Below are 17,601 nucleotides of genomic sequence, written 5' to 3'. Positions count from 1 at the left end.
ACATGAAATATATATTTTCGAAAGAGTGGAAGCTGATAGAGAAAGCAATGGCGGATGAATGCTGTCTCGAACTCCCTCGTTTGTTAAAAAATACGCTGGTGGTGGGAGAGGACCATCGTTTTTGGAACCATTCTGGAGTTGATTATTTTTCTTTATTAAGAGCCATCGTTAAAACTGGTGTTTTTAAGAATAGAGAAGGTGGCTCTACAATTGCTATGCAATTAGTTAGAGTCATTACATCTAACTATCAAGTGACATTAAAGAGAAAAGTTATTGAGATTTTTCTAGCAAAGAAAATTACACGCATCTACGGTAGGGAGAAAATATTGAGTAAGTATCTTCAATTGGCTTACTTTGGCTGGAACATGCATGGAATTATTGATGCGTCTACCAAGTTAAAAATAAACATTAGAAACATGAGCCTTGTTGATGCGGCTGATTTGATTGCTAGATTAAAGTATCCTCAGTCTAGATTCCATAATCCAATACAAGATGAAAAGATAAAACGAAGATCTGTTTATATTGTAGGTAAACTTATTAATAGGCGCGCTGTTTAAATGGAACCATTCAAAAATCCATCAACATTAAGAAATATCGTTGGCACATATCCTGATGCAGCACATATAGCTGATGCTGTTATGTCTGGAGGCCAGTTTGCTAAACAAGCCATCGCTACTCAGTGGCTTTCTGAGGGGGTTCCTTATGCGTTTAAAGATGCTCCCTTGATATATGAGTCTGTGAGGTCATGGTTGAGTATCCGGCTCAATGTTGAACCAAAGAGCATTAATATTACAGGTAGTGGTAGGTTAGGGCAGTCATTATCACCAAAGCAACTAGGTAAGAAGTTTGGCTCTCATTCTGACCTAGACTTTTTCATCGTCAGTGAAAGTCTTTTCTCAAGGATTAGGGAGGATTTTAATCAGTGGTATGCTGACTATTATAGTGGAGTTGTAAAGCCTAAAAATGAACGTGAAGCTTCATTTTGGAAAGAAAATGCAGTGAGGGGAGAGCGAAGTATTGGGCGAGGGTTTATTGATGCCAATATTATACCTAATTTAGAGCCATACTCTCAGACTAGACAAATCTCACAAACAATGTGGTTGTTATCAGAAAGATTAAAAGTGACGACTGGTGCGCCAGAGGTAAAAGACATGAGTATTCGATGCTATAAAACTTGGGATGATTTTATAACTCAAACATTTTTAAATGTGGAATATTCACTACCCCAGGTGAAATAATAAACTCTCATGTGTTGGGCTTCACAGGCTTAGCGCCAACCTACCGATTGTGTAGGTTGTGGCTGAGCGTAGCGAAGCCCAACGTTTACCGCGTAATCTCATTTTTCCTGCCCCTTATCCCCAGCCCTTCTCCTCCTTTTCTAATAAATAGGATAAGGGAGTAATGCCGTTACCGCTGTCCGATTACGCTTCGCTAATCGAACCTACACGGCTGACTCTGGCCGAGTGACCTCTGTGGGTGCCTCTGGGTATCCCCTCATCTATCCCATCCCCCCAAACGACTGAATCGTGAGTTAAATCAGGTAAATGGGGCGCGCTTGAGCCACACTTATGACCACCCTGATTCAGCCTGCGCCGTGAGTGGCCGATAACCGGGGAAACGGTGGTGCGGTGGGGTTCTGGCTGACAGATCTGTTGCAATATGCCAAGGTAGCGCCTCACGACAACAGCGCGATTCCCCGTGGTGGCGCGGGGCGGAAGAACAAGGATAACTGCTATGGTGCAGGACAGTGACACGATCAGGATCTCGGATGTCAGCGAAGCCGTGGTGCATGGCATTCTGGAGGTGACCAGCGATGGCATCTGGGATTGGCATGCCAATACCGGTTTTGTCTATCGCAACCCCGGCTGGTACCGGATGCTGGGTTACGAGCCTCACTCCCTCGGCAATACCGTCTTCACCTGGGAGAGCGTGATCCACCCCGACGATCTGGCGGCGGTGATGGCGAAGTTCGATCTCTGCCTGAGCGGCAGCGCCCATGAGTATCGCGCCGAGTATCGTTGCCGCTGCCGGGATGGCAGTTACCTCTGGATTGAGGATTGCGGCCGCATCATTGAGCGCAATCCCGACGGGTCTGTGGCGCGGATGATCGGTGCCCATCGCGATATCCACGCCAGCAAGTTGTTGCTGGAACAGCTGGAGCGGCGCAATCACTCGCTGGAGCAGCAGGTTGCCGAGCGCACCGCCGAGCTGGTGCGACTCAACGAGGCGCTGCAACAGAAAGCCGAAGAGAACCGTCTGCTGGCAGAGACCGATGCCCTGACCGGCGCCGCCAGCCGCTATCGTCTGGAGCGGGCGTTGCAGCTGGAGTGCGAGCGGGCGCGCCGCTTCCATCAGCCGTTTACGGTGATCGCCATGGATGTGGACAACTTCAAGCAGATCAACGACAGCTATGGCCACAATGCCGGGGATCAGACCCTGATCAACATAGTGGCGCTGGTGCGCCGCCATATCCGCGAGATCGATCTGCTGGCCCGCTGGGGCGGTGACGAGTTTATGGTGTTGCTGCCCAACACCGGCCGCGAGGATGCGCTGGTGGTGGCGAGCAAGTTTCAGGCATTGATGGCGAGCGAGCCCATCTGCCCGCACGCGCCCGCTACCATGAGCTTCGGGCTGGCGGAGTATCAGCAGGATGAGCAGAAGGAGAGCCTGATGGTGCGCGCCGATCGGGCGCTCTATCAGGCCAAGCAGCTGGGTAAAGACCAGATCTGCTAACGCGCAGGGCACGGAAAAAGAGCAGTAAAAAGGGCCGCGGGTTTGAAACCTGCGGCCCTTTTGTATTGTGACTGACGCGGCGCGACTTAGAAGTGGTAGCGCAGACCCAGCTTGAAGGTATCCAGAGAGTAGTGCTCGTCACCCAGGCTCAGGGCGTCGAACTGGCGCTCGTAACCGATACCGGCAGAGAAGTGGTCGTTGAAGGCGTAGTCCAGACCTACTTCCAGATTGGGGTGTACCTTGCTCTTGGTTGCGCTCTCGTTTACCTGACCGCTGAAACCGAGGATGGTGGCGTTGCCGACAACTTCCACTTCGGTGCGGGTGTAGGCGATGCCCGGTTTGGCATAGGCGCTGAAGCCCCAGGCCAGCGGCTGGCTCAGCTTGGCTGCCAGGCTAATGCTGCGGGTTTCGATGGTGGTGTCGGCAAAGCCGGTTGCAATCGGGGAGGTCACCCAGGTCAGCCGATCCATCTGCTGGGCGTGCAGGCCACCTTCAACGGCCAACCAGGGTTGGAAGCTGTAACCCACGATCAGGCTGCCGCCGTCGAGCTGGTCGTCGATGATCTTGGCGTCATAGGCGTCTTTGGCTGCACCATCGAGATCCATTTTGGAGGTGGTCAGGTCCAGACCGGCATACCAGCCTTCGGCATGGGCACCGCCATTCATGGCCAGAGCAAGCAGGGAGAAAGCGACAATTTTATTAAACTTGTTCATGGATAAATAACCTTGTGTTGCGTGAACTGTGTGTGATTTATATTGCTCAATCCATGAAGCTTTTTATATTTCCGTCATCGCTCTGCTTTCACAGAGGGACCGCAGTATAGTCAGCACATTTCTGAATAACAAGAGAGTGATTTCCCCATTCTTCTAAATATGACTGGCTGCAAGGAGGGTCATTTTGTTTAATAAATGGTGTTATTAGAGTTTTAGCTTTATTGAGTGCTGAGTAATTAAATGGTGAGGCAAATGACAGGCTGATAGCTCACTTTTGATTCTACACAATTGATTTGTAACAGAAATTTATTTTAATTAAAGCATGACCATGATGAGCTGTCTAAAAATTGGCATCTCAGATGTCACTAACAGGTGTCAGGCTCTTTTCGATGATTTTTTGAACGACACGTAAGGTGAAACCGTGAGAAAAAAATCTATCTTTTTGCCTGTTTTTTGCTCTTTTTGAGGCTTGGGATTGTTCCCACTGAGGGTTCTGGTGGTCTTTTGAGGCTGCTTTTGCGAAGGCGATGCTACACATCAGATACGCGAATGGGCTCTTGTGAGTGGCTTTTCTCTTTACCCGGTAGCAGTTGTTGGGGTGGGCATAAGGTGCGATAAGCAGATATGGGTCGTGCGGTCTGATTAATTTTGTTTGCTTATATATACAAGCTATTTAAAAGATAGGTTTTTGGAGTTTTAAATAACTTGATTATATTCGTCTCTATATTTGGCGAAGCTTTCCAAGTAAGCCATTTAAATATATTGCATAGCAATAACACGGTATTGATGATCGTTTAGAATACCTTGCTAGAACGGTCGTGATGGTTGGCGCATCAGTGGGCGGCGGGTGGCCTGTGACACTTCCCCTTGCCGAGGCCCTTGACCTGACCTGCGAATTCAGGGAAAAGAAAAGGGCGGTGCTATCAGCGCCGCCCAATGCCAGGAAAGAGAAAAAACCTTACGGTTTAAAAGATAAAAATTTGGAAGCAAACAATCGATTTCTCAACCAGGAAGGGTCTTGAATTCGATACGTTTCGATTATGCGCGATGTTCTATGCAGCACTAGCAAAATGTTTGCGGGTTGAAAGATATGCACTGTCTGGTGTCAGATTTTGCGACCTCATCGTTCAACTGGTCTGTCCTGATGGGTTTTGTAGGCGATTTTTTCTCTAGGCTGTTTTTTCGGTGTCAATATCTGAGCCTTGAAGGTAAAAACAGGTCAGAAGCTGACTCGGCATAACCATGCAATGAAAGTGCGATAACAAGGAAGAGTGGCATGACCTACAGCCAGACCCTGGCCAACAATATTCTCGACACCCTGAAGAAGACCCTGACCGACAAGGGGATCCGCTATCAGACCCTGGCAGAAGCCATGGGTGTCTCCATCGCGACCGTGAAACGGATGATGAACAAGCCCTCGCTGCCGTTCGATACTCTGCTGGAGATCTGCCATCTGGTGGGGCTCTCGTTCGAGGAGTTGCTGGATCGCACTCAGGACGCCCAGAGCCGCCGCGCCGTCTTTACCCAGGAGCAGGACGAGGCGTTTCACAACGAGCCGGGGCTCTACGCCTTTCTCGCCAATATCTTCTGGCGCGACAAGACGCTGATCGATCTCAAGCGGGAGTACGGCCTGACCGATGCCTCCTGCTACCTCTATCTGCGCAAACTGGAGAAGCTCGGCATTTTGCAACTCGGTATCGACAACAGTTACCACTTCCTGATCAGCGAGCGGATCAGCTTCGAGCAGCACAGCCGTTTCGCCCGCCAGCAGGCGCGGCAGGCGATGTCGGTGCTGGGGGAGTATCTGGTGGAGAACATGCACAAGTCGAACAACTATATGGCGCTCTGCCAGCTGCACCTCAACGAGGGGGAGGCGATGGCGCTGATCGACCGGATGAAGGAGTACTGGCATCAGGAGATCAAGCTCAACCGCCCCGCCATCGGCCAGCAGGAGCACGCCAAGACCTACACCATGTCGCTGCAACTGGCCGACTGCGGCTACCAGAGCTTCGATGACATGATCCCCAATATCGACAACTGATCCCGGCGGATCCTGCGGGATCCGTGTCTGCTTGTGAGTCTGATTGTGGTTACTCTGCCAGTTGCATGGGCTGCGCTTTGGCGATGATGGGTTGCAACGCCCGGGTATCGAGACAGATACGGATCGCATCCGGCCGCCAGTGCTCGATATCGCAATCCACCAGACCGCCTCGCTCGTCATAGTTGACCCGCACCAGCCGCAGCACGGCGCTCCCCTCCGCCAGATTGAGGGCGCGGGCGATGGCGCCGCGCGCTGCCGAGGGGGTGATCTCGAGACGCGCCCCGCCCTGGCCTATGCCATAGCGCTGCTGATAGAGCTCGGTGAGGGAGCTGGCCAACGGCGCGCTGGCGATATCGGGAAAGCGGCTCGCCAGCAGGTGGTGGCTGACATGGAGCACCGGGCGGCCGTCGATCAGCCGCTGGCGGCGGATCTCATAAAGTGGAGTGAAGGGTTCCAGCCCCATCCAGCGGCACAGTTCGCTGCTGGCAAGCTCGCTGCCGTGGGCCAGCACCCGGGTTTCGGCGGTGCGTTGCTGCTCGCCGATCCACTGGTGAAAGTGGGTGTGGATGGCGGGATCGTAGGTGAGGCGGGGTGGCGCCACAAACCAGCCGCGCCGCTCGGCACGGTAGATAAGGCCGTCCGCTTCGAGGCTGGAGAGCGCCTCCTTGATAGTGATGCGGGTGGTGGCGAAGCGCTCGCTCAGGGCCCGTTCGGCGGGTAGCTGCTGCCCGGCCCCCAACTGGCCGCTGCCGATATAGCGGCGCAGAGTCTGGCAAATCTGTTCGCACTTGGAGGAGACGCGGCCATCGGCCATGCTCTGTTCGTTCACTCTCTGCTCGCTCAATCTCGGCTCGGTCACACTCTTGTCCCTGTTGCTTATTCAGAAGGCGGGTGGCTGGCCAATCCCTTACTGGAATAGTCCAGCCTCACTCGGGTTCAGAGTTGTAACCGCTGTGGATGACAGCGCCATGACAGGGTGATTGTCATCAAACTGCCATTAAAGCGCCCCGCCACCGTCACAATTCCCCTCTAGCATCCCTCTCGAACCTTAACTGACCTAGTCCAGAGGGATGGGATGATGAAAAGCGTGATCGCAAGTGCACTGGCCATGGTGGCCATCAGCCAACCGTTGTTTGCCACAAATAGCTATGCAGCCGAGAATATCGCGGATCTCGAAAAGGCCGCCCGCGGTGAAGGCCAGCTCCACAGCATCGGCATGCCCGACAGCTGGGCCAACTGGAAGGATACCTGGCAGCAGCTGGGCAGCATCTACGGCATCAAGCATCAGGATACCGACATGAGCTCGGCGCAGGAGATCGCCAAGTTCGCCGCCGAGAAGGCCAATGCCACTGCCGATATCGGTGACGTGGGCGGCGCCTTCGGTCCGGTTGCGGTCAAGCAGGGGGTTACCCAGCCCTACAAACCCTCCACCTGGGCTGATATTCCCAACTGGGCCAAGGATGCAGACGGTCACTGGATGCTGGCCTATACCGGCACCATCGCCTTCCTGATCAACAAGGATCTGGTCAAGGCCGCTCCCACCAGCTGGCAATCCCTGCTGGGTGGCGACTACAAGGTGACCCTGGGTGACGTGGGCGTTGCCTCTCAGGCCAACAACGGCGTGCTGGCGGCAGCCTATGCCACCGGTGGTAGCGAGAAGAACCTCAAGCCCGCGCTGGAGCTGTTCGGCCAGCTGGCCAAGCAGGGTCGTCTCTCCCTGAACGATCCCACCATCGCCAACATCGAGAAGGGCGAGGTGGAAGTGGGTGTGCTGTGGGACTTCAACGCCCTCAACTACCGCGACCAGATCGACCCCAAGAAGTTTGATGTGGTGATCCCGAGCGACGGCTCCGTCATCGCCGGTTACACCACCATCATCAACAAGTGGGCCAAGAACCCCAACGCCGCCAAACTGGCCCGTGAATACATCCTCTCCGATGCCGGTCAAATCAACCTGGCCCGCGGCTACGCCCGTCCGATCCGCAGCAACGTGACCCTGCCGGATGACGTGAAGGCCAAGCTGCTGCCAGCCGAGCAGTACGCCAATGCCAAGCCGGTGCAGGATCACGCCGCCTGGGAGCAGAGCTCCAAAGCCCTGCCGCGTCAGTGGCAAGAAACCGTCATGATCAACATGCAGTAAGGGAATCCAGTGCAACACAAGGTGATAGTGGTACTTGTGGATGGTCTGGCAGCCGAGGTAGCCCACACCATGGGCTACCTCGGTGGCATGGTGGAGGCGGGGCGGGGCCTGCATACGACCCTGAATGCTGCCCTGCCGTCTCTCTCCCGACCCCTCTACGAGTGCATCCTGACCGGCGTGCCGCCGGTGGTGAGCGGCATCACCCACAACGGGGTGAGTCGTCTCAGTCTGCATGACTCCATCTTCCATCTGGCCCGCGCCGCGGGCAAACGCACCGCAGCTGCGGCCTACCATTGGGTGAGTGAACTCTACAACCGCAGCCCCTGGCTGGCGGCCCGCGATCGCTTTACTCACGACGAGCTGCTGCCGATCCAGCACGGTTGCTTCTACTGGGATGACAACTACCCCGACAGCCATCTGCTGATGGATGGGGAATGGCTCAGAACCCAATATGACCCCGATTTTCTGCTGATCCACCCGATGGGGGTGGACGATGCGGGCCACAAGTTTGGCCTCGATTCCCGCCAGTACCGCAATCAGGCGCGCCGGATGGACAGCCTGCTGGCCGATCTGCTGCCCCAGTGGCTGGCGGAGGGGTATCAAGTGGTGATCACCTCGGATCATGGCATGAACAACGACCTGAGCCACGGCGGCACCCTGCCGGAAGAGCGCACTGTGCCACTCTGGCTGTTTGGCGATGCCTTTATCGAGCGCTGGCCGGATGGAGTGGCGATTGCCCAGACCCAGCTCTGCGCCCTGATGGCCGATCTGCTGGGGGTTTCTCACGACAAGCCGGCAGCGCCACCGCTGCTCAAGGCGGCCTTTATGCGCGAGGTGCACTGATGATGCCTGCCACCACCGAGATCCTCGCGGATCAACCCGTGGCCACCAAGCACAAGGTGCGCCGCCACTGGCTGCCCGCCCTGGTATTGCTGCCGTTTATCCTCTTGATGATCCTGTTCCAGCTCGCCCCCATGGTGTGGGTGCTGGTGGGCAGCTTTCAGACCCCGGATGGCTGGGGCCTCGACTACTACCGGGAGATTTTGAGCTCCCCCTTCTACCTGCAATCGTTCGGCAACTCGTTGCGCATCGCCGGTATCGCCAGTCTGGCGGGGCTGGCTATCGGTACCCTCGGGGCGGCCGCGCTGCGCCACAGCGGCGAGCGGGTCAAACGGGTGCTGCTGGCCTTCGTCACCATGACCGGCAACTTCAGCGGTGTGACGCTGGCGTTCGCCTTCATCATCATTCTCGGCATCAACGGCGCCGTCACCCTGCTGCTGAAATCCTGGGGCTGGATCGACGGCTTCAACCTCTACTCGGGGTCGGGCCTTATCCTCATCTACACCTACTTCCAGATCCCGCTCGCCCTGCTGCTGCTCTACCCGGCGTTCGATGCGCTGCAGGATGAGTGGCCGCAAGCGGCCGCGCTGCTCGGCGCGAGCAAGGGGCAGTATGTCTGGCACGTGGCACTGCCGGTGCTCACGCCCGCCCTGCTCGGCACCCTGATCATCCTGTTTGCCAACGCGGTGGGGGCCTATGCCTCTGCCTACGCCCTCACTACCGGCAACTTCAATCTGGTGACCATCCGGGTGGCCAGTCTGGTCTCCGGCGACATCTTCCTCGAACCCAATATGGCGGCGGCGCTGGCGGTGATCCTGATGGTGCTGCTGGGGGTAGTGACGGCCGCCAACCAGTGGCTGCTGAAAAAGAGCTATGTGAACAAGGGGCAATCCCATGCATGATTTGACGCCGCGCTGGCCCAAGTGGGTGCTGGGTGGGCAGGTCGCCACCCTGCTGCTACCGCTGCTGGCCACGTTTCTCTACTCCATCTCCACCCGTTGGGGGGCGACCCTGCTGCCGGATGGCTTCACCCTCGACTGGTATCTCAAACTGTGGGGCGATCCGCGCTTTCTGGCGGCTTTTGGCCGCAGCCTGCTGGTCTGTTTTGCCACCCTGCTGCTGGGGACCCTGGTGCTGGTGCCGACCGTGCTGGTGGTGGCCTACTACTTCCCCAAGCTGGATCCCTGGATGAACCTGCTGATCCTGCTCCCCTTCGCGGTGCCGCCAGTGGTCTCCTCAGTCGGGCTGCTGCAGATCTACGCCGACGGCGTTCTGCCCATCATCGGTACGCCATGGATCCTGATCGGCACCTGGTTCACCGTGGTGCTCCCCTTTATGTACCGGGCGCTGGCCAACAGCCTGCAAGGGGTGCCGCTGAAAGATCTGATGGATGCCGCCCACCTGCTGGGGGCGAGCAGTCGGCGCGCCTTTCTGCTGGTGGTGATCCCCTGCCTGCGCAAGGGATTGCTGGCGGCGCTGTTTCTCTCCCTCTCTTTCCTGCTCGGCGAGTTCGTGTTCGCCAACATGCTGGTGGGCACCCGTTACGAGACCCTGCAGGTCTACCTCTACAACATGCGCGCCACCTCGGGCCACTTCACCAGCGCACTGGTGATGAGCTACTTCCTGCTGACCCTGCTGCTCACCTGGGCAGCCAACAGATTTCATCGGTGAATCAACATGTTCCATCTAGAAGTGAATCAACTGCACAAATCCTACGGCGACACCAAGGTGTTCGAGGGGATTGAATTCGGCATCCGCAAGGGGGAGCTGGTGACCCTGCTCGGCCCCTCCGGCTGCGGCAAATCCACCCTGCTGCGGGCCCTGGCCGGGCTCACCCCGGTGGATGGCGGTCAGGTGCGGGTGGCCGGTGAAGATATCACCTGGCAGGCACCCCAGAAGCGGGGCATCGGCATGGTGTTCCAGAGCTATGCGCTGTTCCCCAACATGACGGTGTGGGACAACGTCGCCTTCGGCCTCAAGATGAAGCCCCAGCCGGGACGGGATCTCGCCGCCAGCGTGCAGGAGGTGCTGGAACTGGTGGAGCTGACCGGTTTCGAGCGCCGCTATCCGGCCGAGCTCTCCGGCGGTCAGCGCCAGCGGGTGGCACTGGCCCGGGCTCTGGTGGTGCAGCCACGGATCCTGCTGCTGGACGAGCCGCTCTCGGCACTGGATGCCCGCATCCGCCGCAGCCTGCGCCAGCAGATCCGCGAGATCCAGCAGCGCCTTGAGCTCACCACCATCTTCGTGACCCACGATCAGGAGGAGGCGCTTACCATGTCGGATCGGATCTTCCTGATGAACAAGGGATCCATCGTCCAGAGCGGCACGCCGGAGGAGATCTACACCCGTCCCGCCAGCGAGTTTGTGGCGAGCTTTATCGGTAACTACAACCTGCTCGGCGCAGAGCAGGGCAAGTCGCTGTTCGGCCCCCGTTTTCAGGGCAAGCTGGCGCTGCGGCCGGAGTCCATCACCCTGCTGCCCGCTGGGGCGGCCAGCAGCGAGCCCAGCCTGCCCGGCATCGTTCGCCAGCAGCAGCTGCTCGGCAACGTCATCCGCTATCAGGTGGAGTGCGAGGCGGGGCTGTTGACGGTGGATTGCCTCAACCGTTCGGCTGGCGATCTGCTGGCAACCGGCAGCGCCGTGACCCTGGCGGTGGTCCGGGATCAACTCTGTGAGGTAGCATGACGCCTCGTTTCATTTTCGTTGTTACCGCAAGGAGCCCTCATGGCACTGGCACTGTTTGATCTGGACGAGACCCTGATTGCCGGGGATTCAGCCAGCCTCTGGCTGGAGTACATGGTGGCCGAGGAGCTGGCGCCCGCCAGCATGATCGCGGAGGAGCAGGCCATGATGTCCCTCTACCATCAGGGCAAGATGGACATGCACCAGTACATGGCCTTCACCCTGCAACCGCTGGCGGGCAAGACGCGCGAGTGGCTCGACTCGCTCTCTACCCGCTTTGCCGAGCAGGTGCTGCGCGAGCGCCTCTACCCCGAGGGGTTGGCGCGCATCGAATGGCATCGGGAGCGGGGCGACGATCTGGTGCTCATCTCCGCCTCCGGCGAGCATCTGGTGACCCCCATGGCGAAGATGCTGGGGATGGATCACTGCGTCGCCATTTTGCTCGATGAGGAGGAGGGGATGCTGACCGGCCAGACCCGCGGCACCCTCAGCTTTCGCGAGGGCAAGGTGGCCCGCATCAACCAGCTGTTTGCCGGCAGGGACCACCTCTGGCAGGGGAGCTTTGGCTACAGCGACTCCCACAACGATCTGCCCATGCTGCGGGCGGTGAGCCATCCCCATGCGGTCAATCCGGCCCCCGCGCTGCGTCAGCAGGCCGAGGAGCTGGGCTGGCCGGTGTGGGAGTGGCAGCGCTGAGTCGTGCGTCACACAGGCTTAACGTGCGGCAAGAAGCACGATAAACAAAGAGAGAGGCTGGAGCCTCTCTCTTTGTTTTTGCTGACGGCGTTGTGGTTGATGCTGGCCGCTGTGGCTACCCTTCGTTGGTTTGTTGCCGGGGCTCGCCAAAGGCGGGAATATCCTCCTCGGCACTCTGGTGAGGGGTGTGGCGCAGCGGGAAGCAGATACGGTTTTTCCCCTCCCGCTTGGCCTGATAGACCCCCTTGTCGGCCAGCTCCACCAGCTCTTTGGCCGAGAGCCCGGAGCGACTAAAGGCCACCCCGCCGCTGATGGTGATGGTGAGATCGGGTTCGCGCCACTCCAGCTGCTCCACCCCGAGCCGGAACGCTTCCAGCAGGGAGGGAAGCATCGGCTGCTCTTCGCCGTAACGGAAGATCAGCACCAGCTCCTCGCCGCCATAGCGGCAGAACCAGCCCCACTCGTGGAACAGATTCATGCCCAGCTTGCTCACCCGCTTGAGCACCACATCCCCCGCCTGATGGCCGTGGGTATCGTTGACCCGTTTGAAGTCATCCAGATCGAACATCACCACCCCGAAGGGAGCGCCACTGTTGAGCTGCTTCTGCAGGCACTCGTCGAAGAAGCGACGATTGTAGAGCCCGGTGAGTTTGTCCTGATGGGCTTGCAGGCGGATCTGGGCAAAGTCCTGGCTGGCGGCATCCATCTCTTCATAGACCTTGGCCAGCTCCAGCATACGGCGGCCGTTGTAGGCGATACCGCCGGAGCGGCTGGCGCGGATCAGCAGGGTGATCTCCCCCAGCATCCGGCGGAAGTAGCGGGACCAGAGCAGGGCCAGCAGCAGATAGAGAATGCAGGCGACGGCAATCATCAGCTGCACGTTGATGGAGACGCTGTCGATCACCTGCTGCATGCTGGCGGTGGGCTCGACGCTGAGCAGGATCCAGCGCAGCTCGGGGATACGGTAGTAGGAGACCATCAGGCCGCTGGCATCATCGAGGAAAAAGCCCTGCGGCAGTTGCATCCGGGCCAGCCAGTCGGGGTGGGCGAGGGGGTTGAATACCCGTTCGCGATCCGGGTGGGCCAGCACCAGTCCGTCATGGTTGAGCAGGATCTGATAGCCAGCCCCCAGAGGGTGAGTCTCATCATGCTTGTTGTTGAGCCAGCTGGTGAGGGGGGTGAGCTGGGTATCCAGCGAGAGTACGCCAACCCGCTTGCCGTCAGGATCTTCAATCACCCGGGCCAGCGCCATGGTGAGAGTGCCCAAGGTGTAGTCGTAATAAGGATCACCAGACAATCTGTCCGGGATGGCTGGCGGCCAGCAGATACCAGGGGCGGGTTCTGGGATCGAACTTCTCGTCGGCCTGCCAGGATGGGTGGATCAGCATCTTGCGATGCTCGGTGCCCACGTAGACGTAATCGAGCTCCATCACCTTGTGATAGGCCTGCCACTGTTGCAGGTAGCGCTCGCCGTTGCGGATCTCCGGACCGCTGAAATCCCGATAATTTACCTGCTGATAAATGAGCGTAAACTGGCGTTTGAGGGTCGCCAGATAGGGTTCTATCAGGGTATGGAAATACTGGGTGTTGCGAGCAATCAGATATTGTTGCTGCTCGTGGCGCAGGGTGCGCTCCATATGCAGGTAGTAGATGCTGCCGAGCAGCAACACAGGGATAAAGAGCAAGAGGAAGCCCAGCCGCATGCGGGTGATCAAAGACCAGGTGTGCTTGGGCTTGGCGGGGGACATGAACAGATCCTTTTCGTCTCGGGTGACACCAGCATATATGATGCTGTGCGGCTCGTCTAAAGGCAGAAAATGAGATGTTTCCGATGCTGAACCACACTCTGCTCTCAATGATTCATTATGGCAGCATAGCGGTGCTGATCCTTGCCCTCTGTGTCGAGTATCTGATCTTTCGGCGCGGCCTGAACATGCTGCGAGTGCGCCGCCTGCTGCTGGCAGATGGGGTGGCGGCGCTGGCGCTCTTCTCCATCTTTGCGACCGGGTGTCTGCTGGCCCTCGAGCATGCCAGCTCGGTGGCAGAGATCTTTGCCCATCCTTCCCACGGCCTCAAGATGGGGCTGTTTCTGCTGATTGTCGGCTCCCTCGTTTATCCCAGCCGCCTCTTCTATCGCTGGCGTCGCGCCCTGCGTCTGGGCAAGGCGCCGATGATCTCCATCCAGCAGCACTTCCGGGTGGTGTGGATCCTGCGGGGCAATCTGCTACTGATTGCCCTGTTGGCCGTGTTCACCAAGTCCTCGCTGCTGTAACACTCGCGGTGCTCAAAAGCAGTGCAAGGCAGAGCGTTGAGAGCGAGAGCGAAGACAAAGAGTGGAGACAAGAGGATAGGGAGGCGGGTATCTTGGATCAGATAACCCGTCACGCGCCGATTTAAGGAAGAATCGCCATGCGCTCCAATCTGATGTTGCTGATGGCTGCCACCATCTGGGGTATGGGCTTTGTCGCCCAGCGCCTCGGGATGGAGCACATGGGGCCCTATACCTTCAATGGCCTGCGCTTTCTGCTCGGCGCCCTCTCCCTGCTGCCGCTGCTCTGGTGGCTCAAATCCCGACAACCTGTTGCCGTCGCGGGTGACCATCGCCAGCTGCTGATCGGTGGTGTGCTGGCCGGGCTGGTGCTGTTCTGTGCCGCCTCCCTGCAGCAGGTGGGGCTGCTCTACACCACTGCCGCCAAGGCCGGTTTTATCACCGGGCTCTACATCATTCTGGTGCCGGTACTGGGGCTGCTGCTGCGCCACAAGAGCGGCCTCAATACCTGGATTGGTGCCCTGATTGCTCTGACGGGACTCTATGTGTTGAGCGTCACCGACGAGTTCACCATCGGCTTTGGCGATCTGTTGCAGGTAGTTGGTGCCCTGTTCTGGGCTGTGCATCTGCTGCTGGTGGATCACTACTCCAACCGGGTTGCCCCCATCAAGCTCGCTGGAGTGCAGTTCGTAGTCTGCGGCCTGCTCAGCCTCGCCACTGCTTTTGTTATCGAAACCCCGACTGTGGCTGGTGCCGTGGCCGGTTGGCAGGCGCTGCTCTACGCCGGGCTGGTATCGGTCGGGGTGGGTTATACCCTGCAGGTGGTGGGGCAGCGGGGCGCTCATCCTGCCCATGCCGCCATCATCCTCAGTCTGGAGACCGTCTTTGCCGCCGTGGGTGGCGTGTTGCTGTTGGGTGAGACGCTGGACGAGCGCGCTATCGCCGGTTGTGCCCTGATGCTGGCGGGGATGCTCATCTCCCAGATCCGCTTGAGGTGGTGGTGGAAGTCGCGCCGCGACAAGGTGCCTGCGACCAAGTAAACCGCAGCCCGCTGCATAACAAAAACGCCCCGACAGTCGGGGCGTTTTGCATGATGGCGATTCGGATCAGGGGCGCTGATCCAGCTCGCGCTCCAGCTCTACCGCCTTCTGACGGGCCGGATGGGTATTGAGACGTTCCCGGTAGGCTTGCAGATGCGGGAAGTGGGCCAGCTGGCCGCTTTGCGCCAGCAGATCCACCAGGAAGGAGTTCATGATGTCGGCGCCGGAGAGACGATCCCCCACCAGATAGTGGCGATTCGCCAGTACCTCATTGAGGTAGCCCAGCACCTTGGCACACTCCGCCTTGGCGTAGTCCGGCAGGAAGCGCATCGGGCTGCCATCCTTGCGCACGAACATGTCGAGCAGCAGCGGCAGGATGCCGGAGCTCTCGGCAAAGTGGAGCCACTGCAGATATTCGGGATACTCCGGGCTATCTGGTGCCGGTGCCAGCCGATCGGCGGCGTAGCGGGCGATCAGGTACTCGGTGATGGCGCCTGATTCCGCCAGCACCCGGCCGTCGAACTCGATGACCGGCGACTTGCCGAGGGGGTGGATGGCTTTTAGCTCGGGCGGTGCCAGAAAGGTGGTGGCATCGCGCTGATATGCCTTGATCTCATAGGGCTGGCCCAGCTCTTCGAGCAGCCAGATGATGCGTTGGGAGCGGGATTTGTTCAGGTGGTGCAGGACTATCATAACGACCTCGATTCGGTGGCAAGATGGGGTGTACGAGCAGGCGAGGGGGGCGGTTCACCGATGGCTAAAAAAGAGCGGGCTGATGCCCGCTCCCTCGTTGACTGACTCAGGCCTCCAGCGCCTGATCCAGATCCGCCAGAATGTCCTCGATCGCCTCGATCCCGACCGACAGCCGGATCATCTCGGGTTTCACCCCAGCCTTGGCCTGCTCCTCCTCGCTCAGCTGGCGATGGGTGGTGGAGGCGGGGTGGCAGGCCAGCGACTTGGCGTCGCCGATATTGACCAGTCGCTTGAAGATCTTCAGCGCATCGTAGAAACGCACGCCCGCCTCGTAGCCATCCTTCAGGCCGAACGAGAGGATGGCCGAGGGGCGGCCGGCCATGTATTTCTCCGCCAGCAGGTAGTGGGGGTGACCCGGCAGACCGGCGTAGCTGACCCAGGCCACCTTGGGGTGATGCTTGAGGTGGTTGGCGACCCGCAGGGCGTTATCCACGTGGCGCTCCATGCGCAGGCTCAGGGTCTCCAGCCCCTGCAGCAGCAGGAAGGCGTTCATCGGCGCCAGCGCGGCGCCGGTGTTGCGCAGCGGCACGGTACGCACCCGCCCGATGAAGGCGGCCGGGCCAAAGGCCTCGGTGTAGACCACCCCGTGATAAGAAGGCTCGGGTTTGGTCAGCTGGGGGAAGCGCTCGGCGTGATCCGCCCAGGGGAACTTGCCCGAGTCGACGATGACGCCACCCAGCGAGTTGCCGTGGCCGCCGACATATTTGGTCAGGCTGTGTACCACGATGTCGGCACCGTGCTCGATGGGCTTGCACAGCACCGGGGTGGCGACCGTGTTGTCGACGATGAGTGGCACACCACGGGCGTGGGCGGCCTTGGCCAGCGCGGCCAGATCGACGATGTTGCCCGCCGGGTTGCCGATGCTCTCGCAGTAGACCGCCTTGGTCTTGTCGTCGATCAGGGCGGCGATGGCCTCGGCGCTGTCATCCTTGGCGAAGCGCACCTCGACCCCGAAACTCGGCAGCATGTGGGCGAACAGGGTGTAGGTGCCGCCATAGAGCTGGGGCGTGGAGACAATGTTGTCACCGGCGGCGGTCAGCGCCTGAATGGCGTAGGTGATGGCGGCGGAACCTGCCGAGACCACCAGCGCGGCGATCCCCCCTTCCAGCGCGGCCATCCGCTGCTCCAGCACATCGTTGGTGGGGTTCATGATGCGGGTGTAGATGTTGCCCGGCACCGCCAGATTGAACAGATCCGCCCCGTGCTGGGCGCTCTCGAACTCGTAGGCCACCGTTTGGTAGATGGGCACGGCGACCGCTTTGGTGGTGGGGTCGTTGGAAAAGCCGTGGTGCAGGGCTAGGGTCGCATCTTTCATCACACACTCCTTGTTGGATGTTGCTTATGGCAGTTATAGATGGATAGACGTCCAATCTATCAGGCCCGTGGCCGATGTAAACAGCAAGATCCGGCAAAGCAGTGTCGCCCGCAGGGGACGCGTGTCCCGAGTGGTTGGCATGGCCCGCACTCAGAGGCGACGGCGATACTCCTTGTCATCGATCTGGTTCATATCCCACTGCATCAGGCGGTTGAGCTGCTGCATGGGATCTTCGATAAGTGGCAGCGGGCGCGGCAGGATCCGCTTGAAGTAACGGCGCAAGGTCTGCTGGATCCGGTTCGGTTTGAGGGGGTTGGCGTGGCTCATGATGGTGTTCCTCTGCTGTGGTTCTCACGTTCATCAGCAGTATTGAGCTAAA

17 protein-coding genes and 1 pseudogene are annotated in these 17,601 nt (G+C 58.7%); 12 read left to right on the top strand and 6 right to left on the bottom strand.

Annotation, left to right across the window (positions count from 1 at the left end):
* Positions 1-2: 2 nt before the first annotated feature.
* From ACTG2S_RS00250 to ACTG2S_RS00240, 3 genes are all read left to right on the top strand, one after another.
* Positions 3-557: a biosynthetic peptidoglycan transglycosylase gene (locus ACTG2S_RS00250; RefSeq protein ID WP_164535844.1), complete on the top strand. Its 555-nt coding sequence runs from the start codon at positions 3-5 to the stop codon at positions 555-557.
* Positions 558-1,238 carry a hypothetical protein gene (locus ACTG2S_RS00245; protein ID WP_164535845.1) on the top strand — a complete coding sequence of 227 codons (681 nt, stop codon included), beginning with the start codon at positions 558-560 and terminating at the stop codon, positions 1,236-1,238.
* 496 nt (positions 1,239-1,734) lie between these two features.
* The gene (locus ACTG2S_RS00240; protein ID WP_069554145.1) at positions 1,735-2,733 is read left to right on the top strand and encodes a sensor domain-containing diguanylate cyclase; all 999 of its coding nucleotides are present in this window, start codon (positions 1,735-1,737) and stop codon (positions 2,731-2,733) included.
* Between the two features lie 86 nt (positions 2,734-2,819).
* On the opposite strand, the gene ACTG2S_RS00235 is transcribed toward ACTG2S_RS00240, so the two are convergent.
* Positions 2,820-3,446, bottom strand: a complete 627-nt coding sequence (locus ACTG2S_RS00235; protein WP_439981827.1) for a porin family protein — start codon at positions 3,444-3,446, stop codon at positions 2,820-2,822.
* Between the two features lie 1,276 nt (positions 3,447-4,722).
* Between ACTG2S_RS00235 and ACTG2S_RS00230 the strand changes: the two genes are divergently transcribed.
* Positions 4,723-5,487 carry a helix-turn-helix domain-containing protein gene (locus tag ACTG2S_RS00230; RefSeq protein ID WP_005336490.1) on the top strand — a complete coding sequence of 255 codons (765 nt, stop codon included), beginning with the start codon at positions 4,723-4,725 and terminating at the stop codon, positions 5,485-5,487.
* Positions 5,488-5,536: 49 nt separating this feature from the next.
* On the opposite strand, the gene ACTG2S_RS00225 is transcribed toward ACTG2S_RS00230, so the two are convergent.
* Entirely contained in the window at positions 5,537-6,301 is a 765-nt protein-coding gene (locus ACTG2S_RS00225) for a UTRA domain-containing protein (protein WP_439983215.1), read from the bottom strand.
* A 264-nt stretch (positions 6,302-6,565) separates the two neighbouring features.
* On the opposite strand from ACTG2S_RS00225, the gene ACTG2S_RS00220 reads away from it, so the two are divergent.
* Genes ACTG2S_RS00220 through ACTG2S_RS00195 form a run of 6 tightly spaced genes read left to right on the top strand, consistent with a single transcriptional unit; the run spans position 6,566 to position 11,845 of the window.
* Entirely contained in the window at positions 6,566-7,627 is a 1,062-nt protein-coding gene (locus ACTG2S_RS00220) for an ABC transporter substrate-binding protein (RefSeq protein ID WP_005355254.1), read from the top strand.
* Positions 7,628-7,636: 9 nt separating this feature from the next.
* Positions 7,637-8,470 (top strand): alkaline phosphatase family protein, encoded by an 834-nt coding sequence (locus ACTG2S_RS00215; protein ID WP_429044025.1) that lies wholly within the window; start codon positions 7,637-7,639, stop codon positions 8,468-8,470.
* Positions 8,470-9,369, top strand: a complete 900-nt coding sequence (locus ACTG2S_RS00210) for an ABC transporter permease subunit (RefSeq protein WP_219594999.1) — start codon at positions 8,470-8,472, stop codon at positions 9,367-9,369. The genes ACTG2S_RS00215 and ACTG2S_RS00210 overlap by 1 nt, the downstream gene beginning before the upstream one ends.
* Positions 9,362-10,138 (top strand): ABC transporter permease subunit, encoded by a 777-nt coding sequence (locus ACTG2S_RS00205; protein WP_219595000.1) that lies wholly within the window; start codon positions 9,362-9,364, stop codon positions 10,136-10,138. The genes ACTG2S_RS00210 and ACTG2S_RS00205 overlap by 8 nt, the downstream gene beginning before the upstream one ends.
* A gap of 6 nt (positions 10,139-10,144) precedes the next feature.
* Positions 10,145-11,152, top strand: coding sequence for an ABC transporter ATP-binding protein (locus tag ACTG2S_RS00200; protein WP_429082353.1), 1,008 nt, complete (start codon positions 10,145-10,147; stop codon positions 11,150-11,152).
* Between the two features lie 39 nt (positions 11,153-11,191).
* The gene (locus ACTG2S_RS00195) at positions 11,192-11,845 is read left to right on the top strand and encodes an HAD family hydrolase (RefSeq protein ID WP_219595002.1); all 654 of its coding nucleotides are present in this window, start codon (positions 11,192-11,194) and stop codon (positions 11,843-11,845) included.
* A gap of 115 nt (positions 11,846-11,960) precedes the next feature.
* Here ACTG2S_RS00195 and ACTG2S_RS00190 read toward each other — a convergent pair.
* A pseudogene (locus ACTG2S_RS00190) lies at positions 11,961-13,593 on the bottom strand (sensor domain-containing diguanylate cyclase).
* A gap of 83 nt (positions 13,594-13,676) precedes the next feature.
* Between ACTG2S_RS00190 and ACTG2S_RS00185 the strand changes: the two are divergent.
* Positions 13,677-14,117 carry a DUF2214 family protein gene (locus tag ACTG2S_RS00185; RefSeq protein WP_047438803.1) on the top strand — a complete coding sequence of 147 codons (441 nt, stop codon included), beginning with the start codon at positions 13,677-13,679 and terminating at the stop codon, positions 14,115-14,117.
* Positions 14,118-14,254: 137 nt separating this feature from the next.
* Entirely contained in the window at positions 14,255-15,154 is a 900-nt protein-coding gene (locus ACTG2S_RS00180; protein WP_047438801.1) for a DMT family transporter, read from the top strand.
* 66 nt (positions 15,155-15,220) lie between these two features.
* On the opposite strand, the gene ACTG2S_RS00175 is transcribed toward ACTG2S_RS00180, so the two are convergent.
* The 3 genes from ACTG2S_RS00175 to ACTG2S_RS00165 form a co-directional block, all read right to left on the bottom strand.
* Positions 15,221-15,847, bottom strand: a complete 627-nt coding sequence (locus ACTG2S_RS00175) for a glutathione S-transferase family protein (protein WP_439981824.1) — start codon at positions 15,845-15,847, stop codon at positions 15,221-15,223.
* 106 nt (positions 15,848-15,953) lie between these two features.
* A complete protein-coding gene (locus tag ACTG2S_RS00170; RefSeq protein ID WP_042081222.1) occupies positions 15,954-17,222 on the bottom strand; it encodes an O-acetylhomoserine aminocarboxypropyltransferase/cysteine synthase family protein in 1,269 nt (422 codons plus the stop codon).
* 150 nt (positions 17,223-17,372) lie between these two features.
* The gene (locus tag ACTG2S_RS00165) at positions 17,373-17,549 is read right to left on the bottom strand and encodes a hypothetical protein (protein WP_005336463.1); all 177 of its coding nucleotides are present in this window, start codon (positions 17,547-17,549) and stop codon (positions 17,373-17,375) included.
* Positions 17,550-17,601 lie beyond the last annotated feature (52 nt).

Origin of the sequence: Aeromonas sp. 82P (genome assembly GCF_051919365.1) — a bacterium.
GTDB lineage: Bacteria > Pseudomonadota > Gammaproteobacteria > Enterobacterales > Aeromonadaceae > Aeromonas > Aeromonas veronii.
The sequence above is the reverse complement of the archived record's forward strand: the minus strand, read 5'-3'. Positions and strand labels throughout refer to the sequence as shown.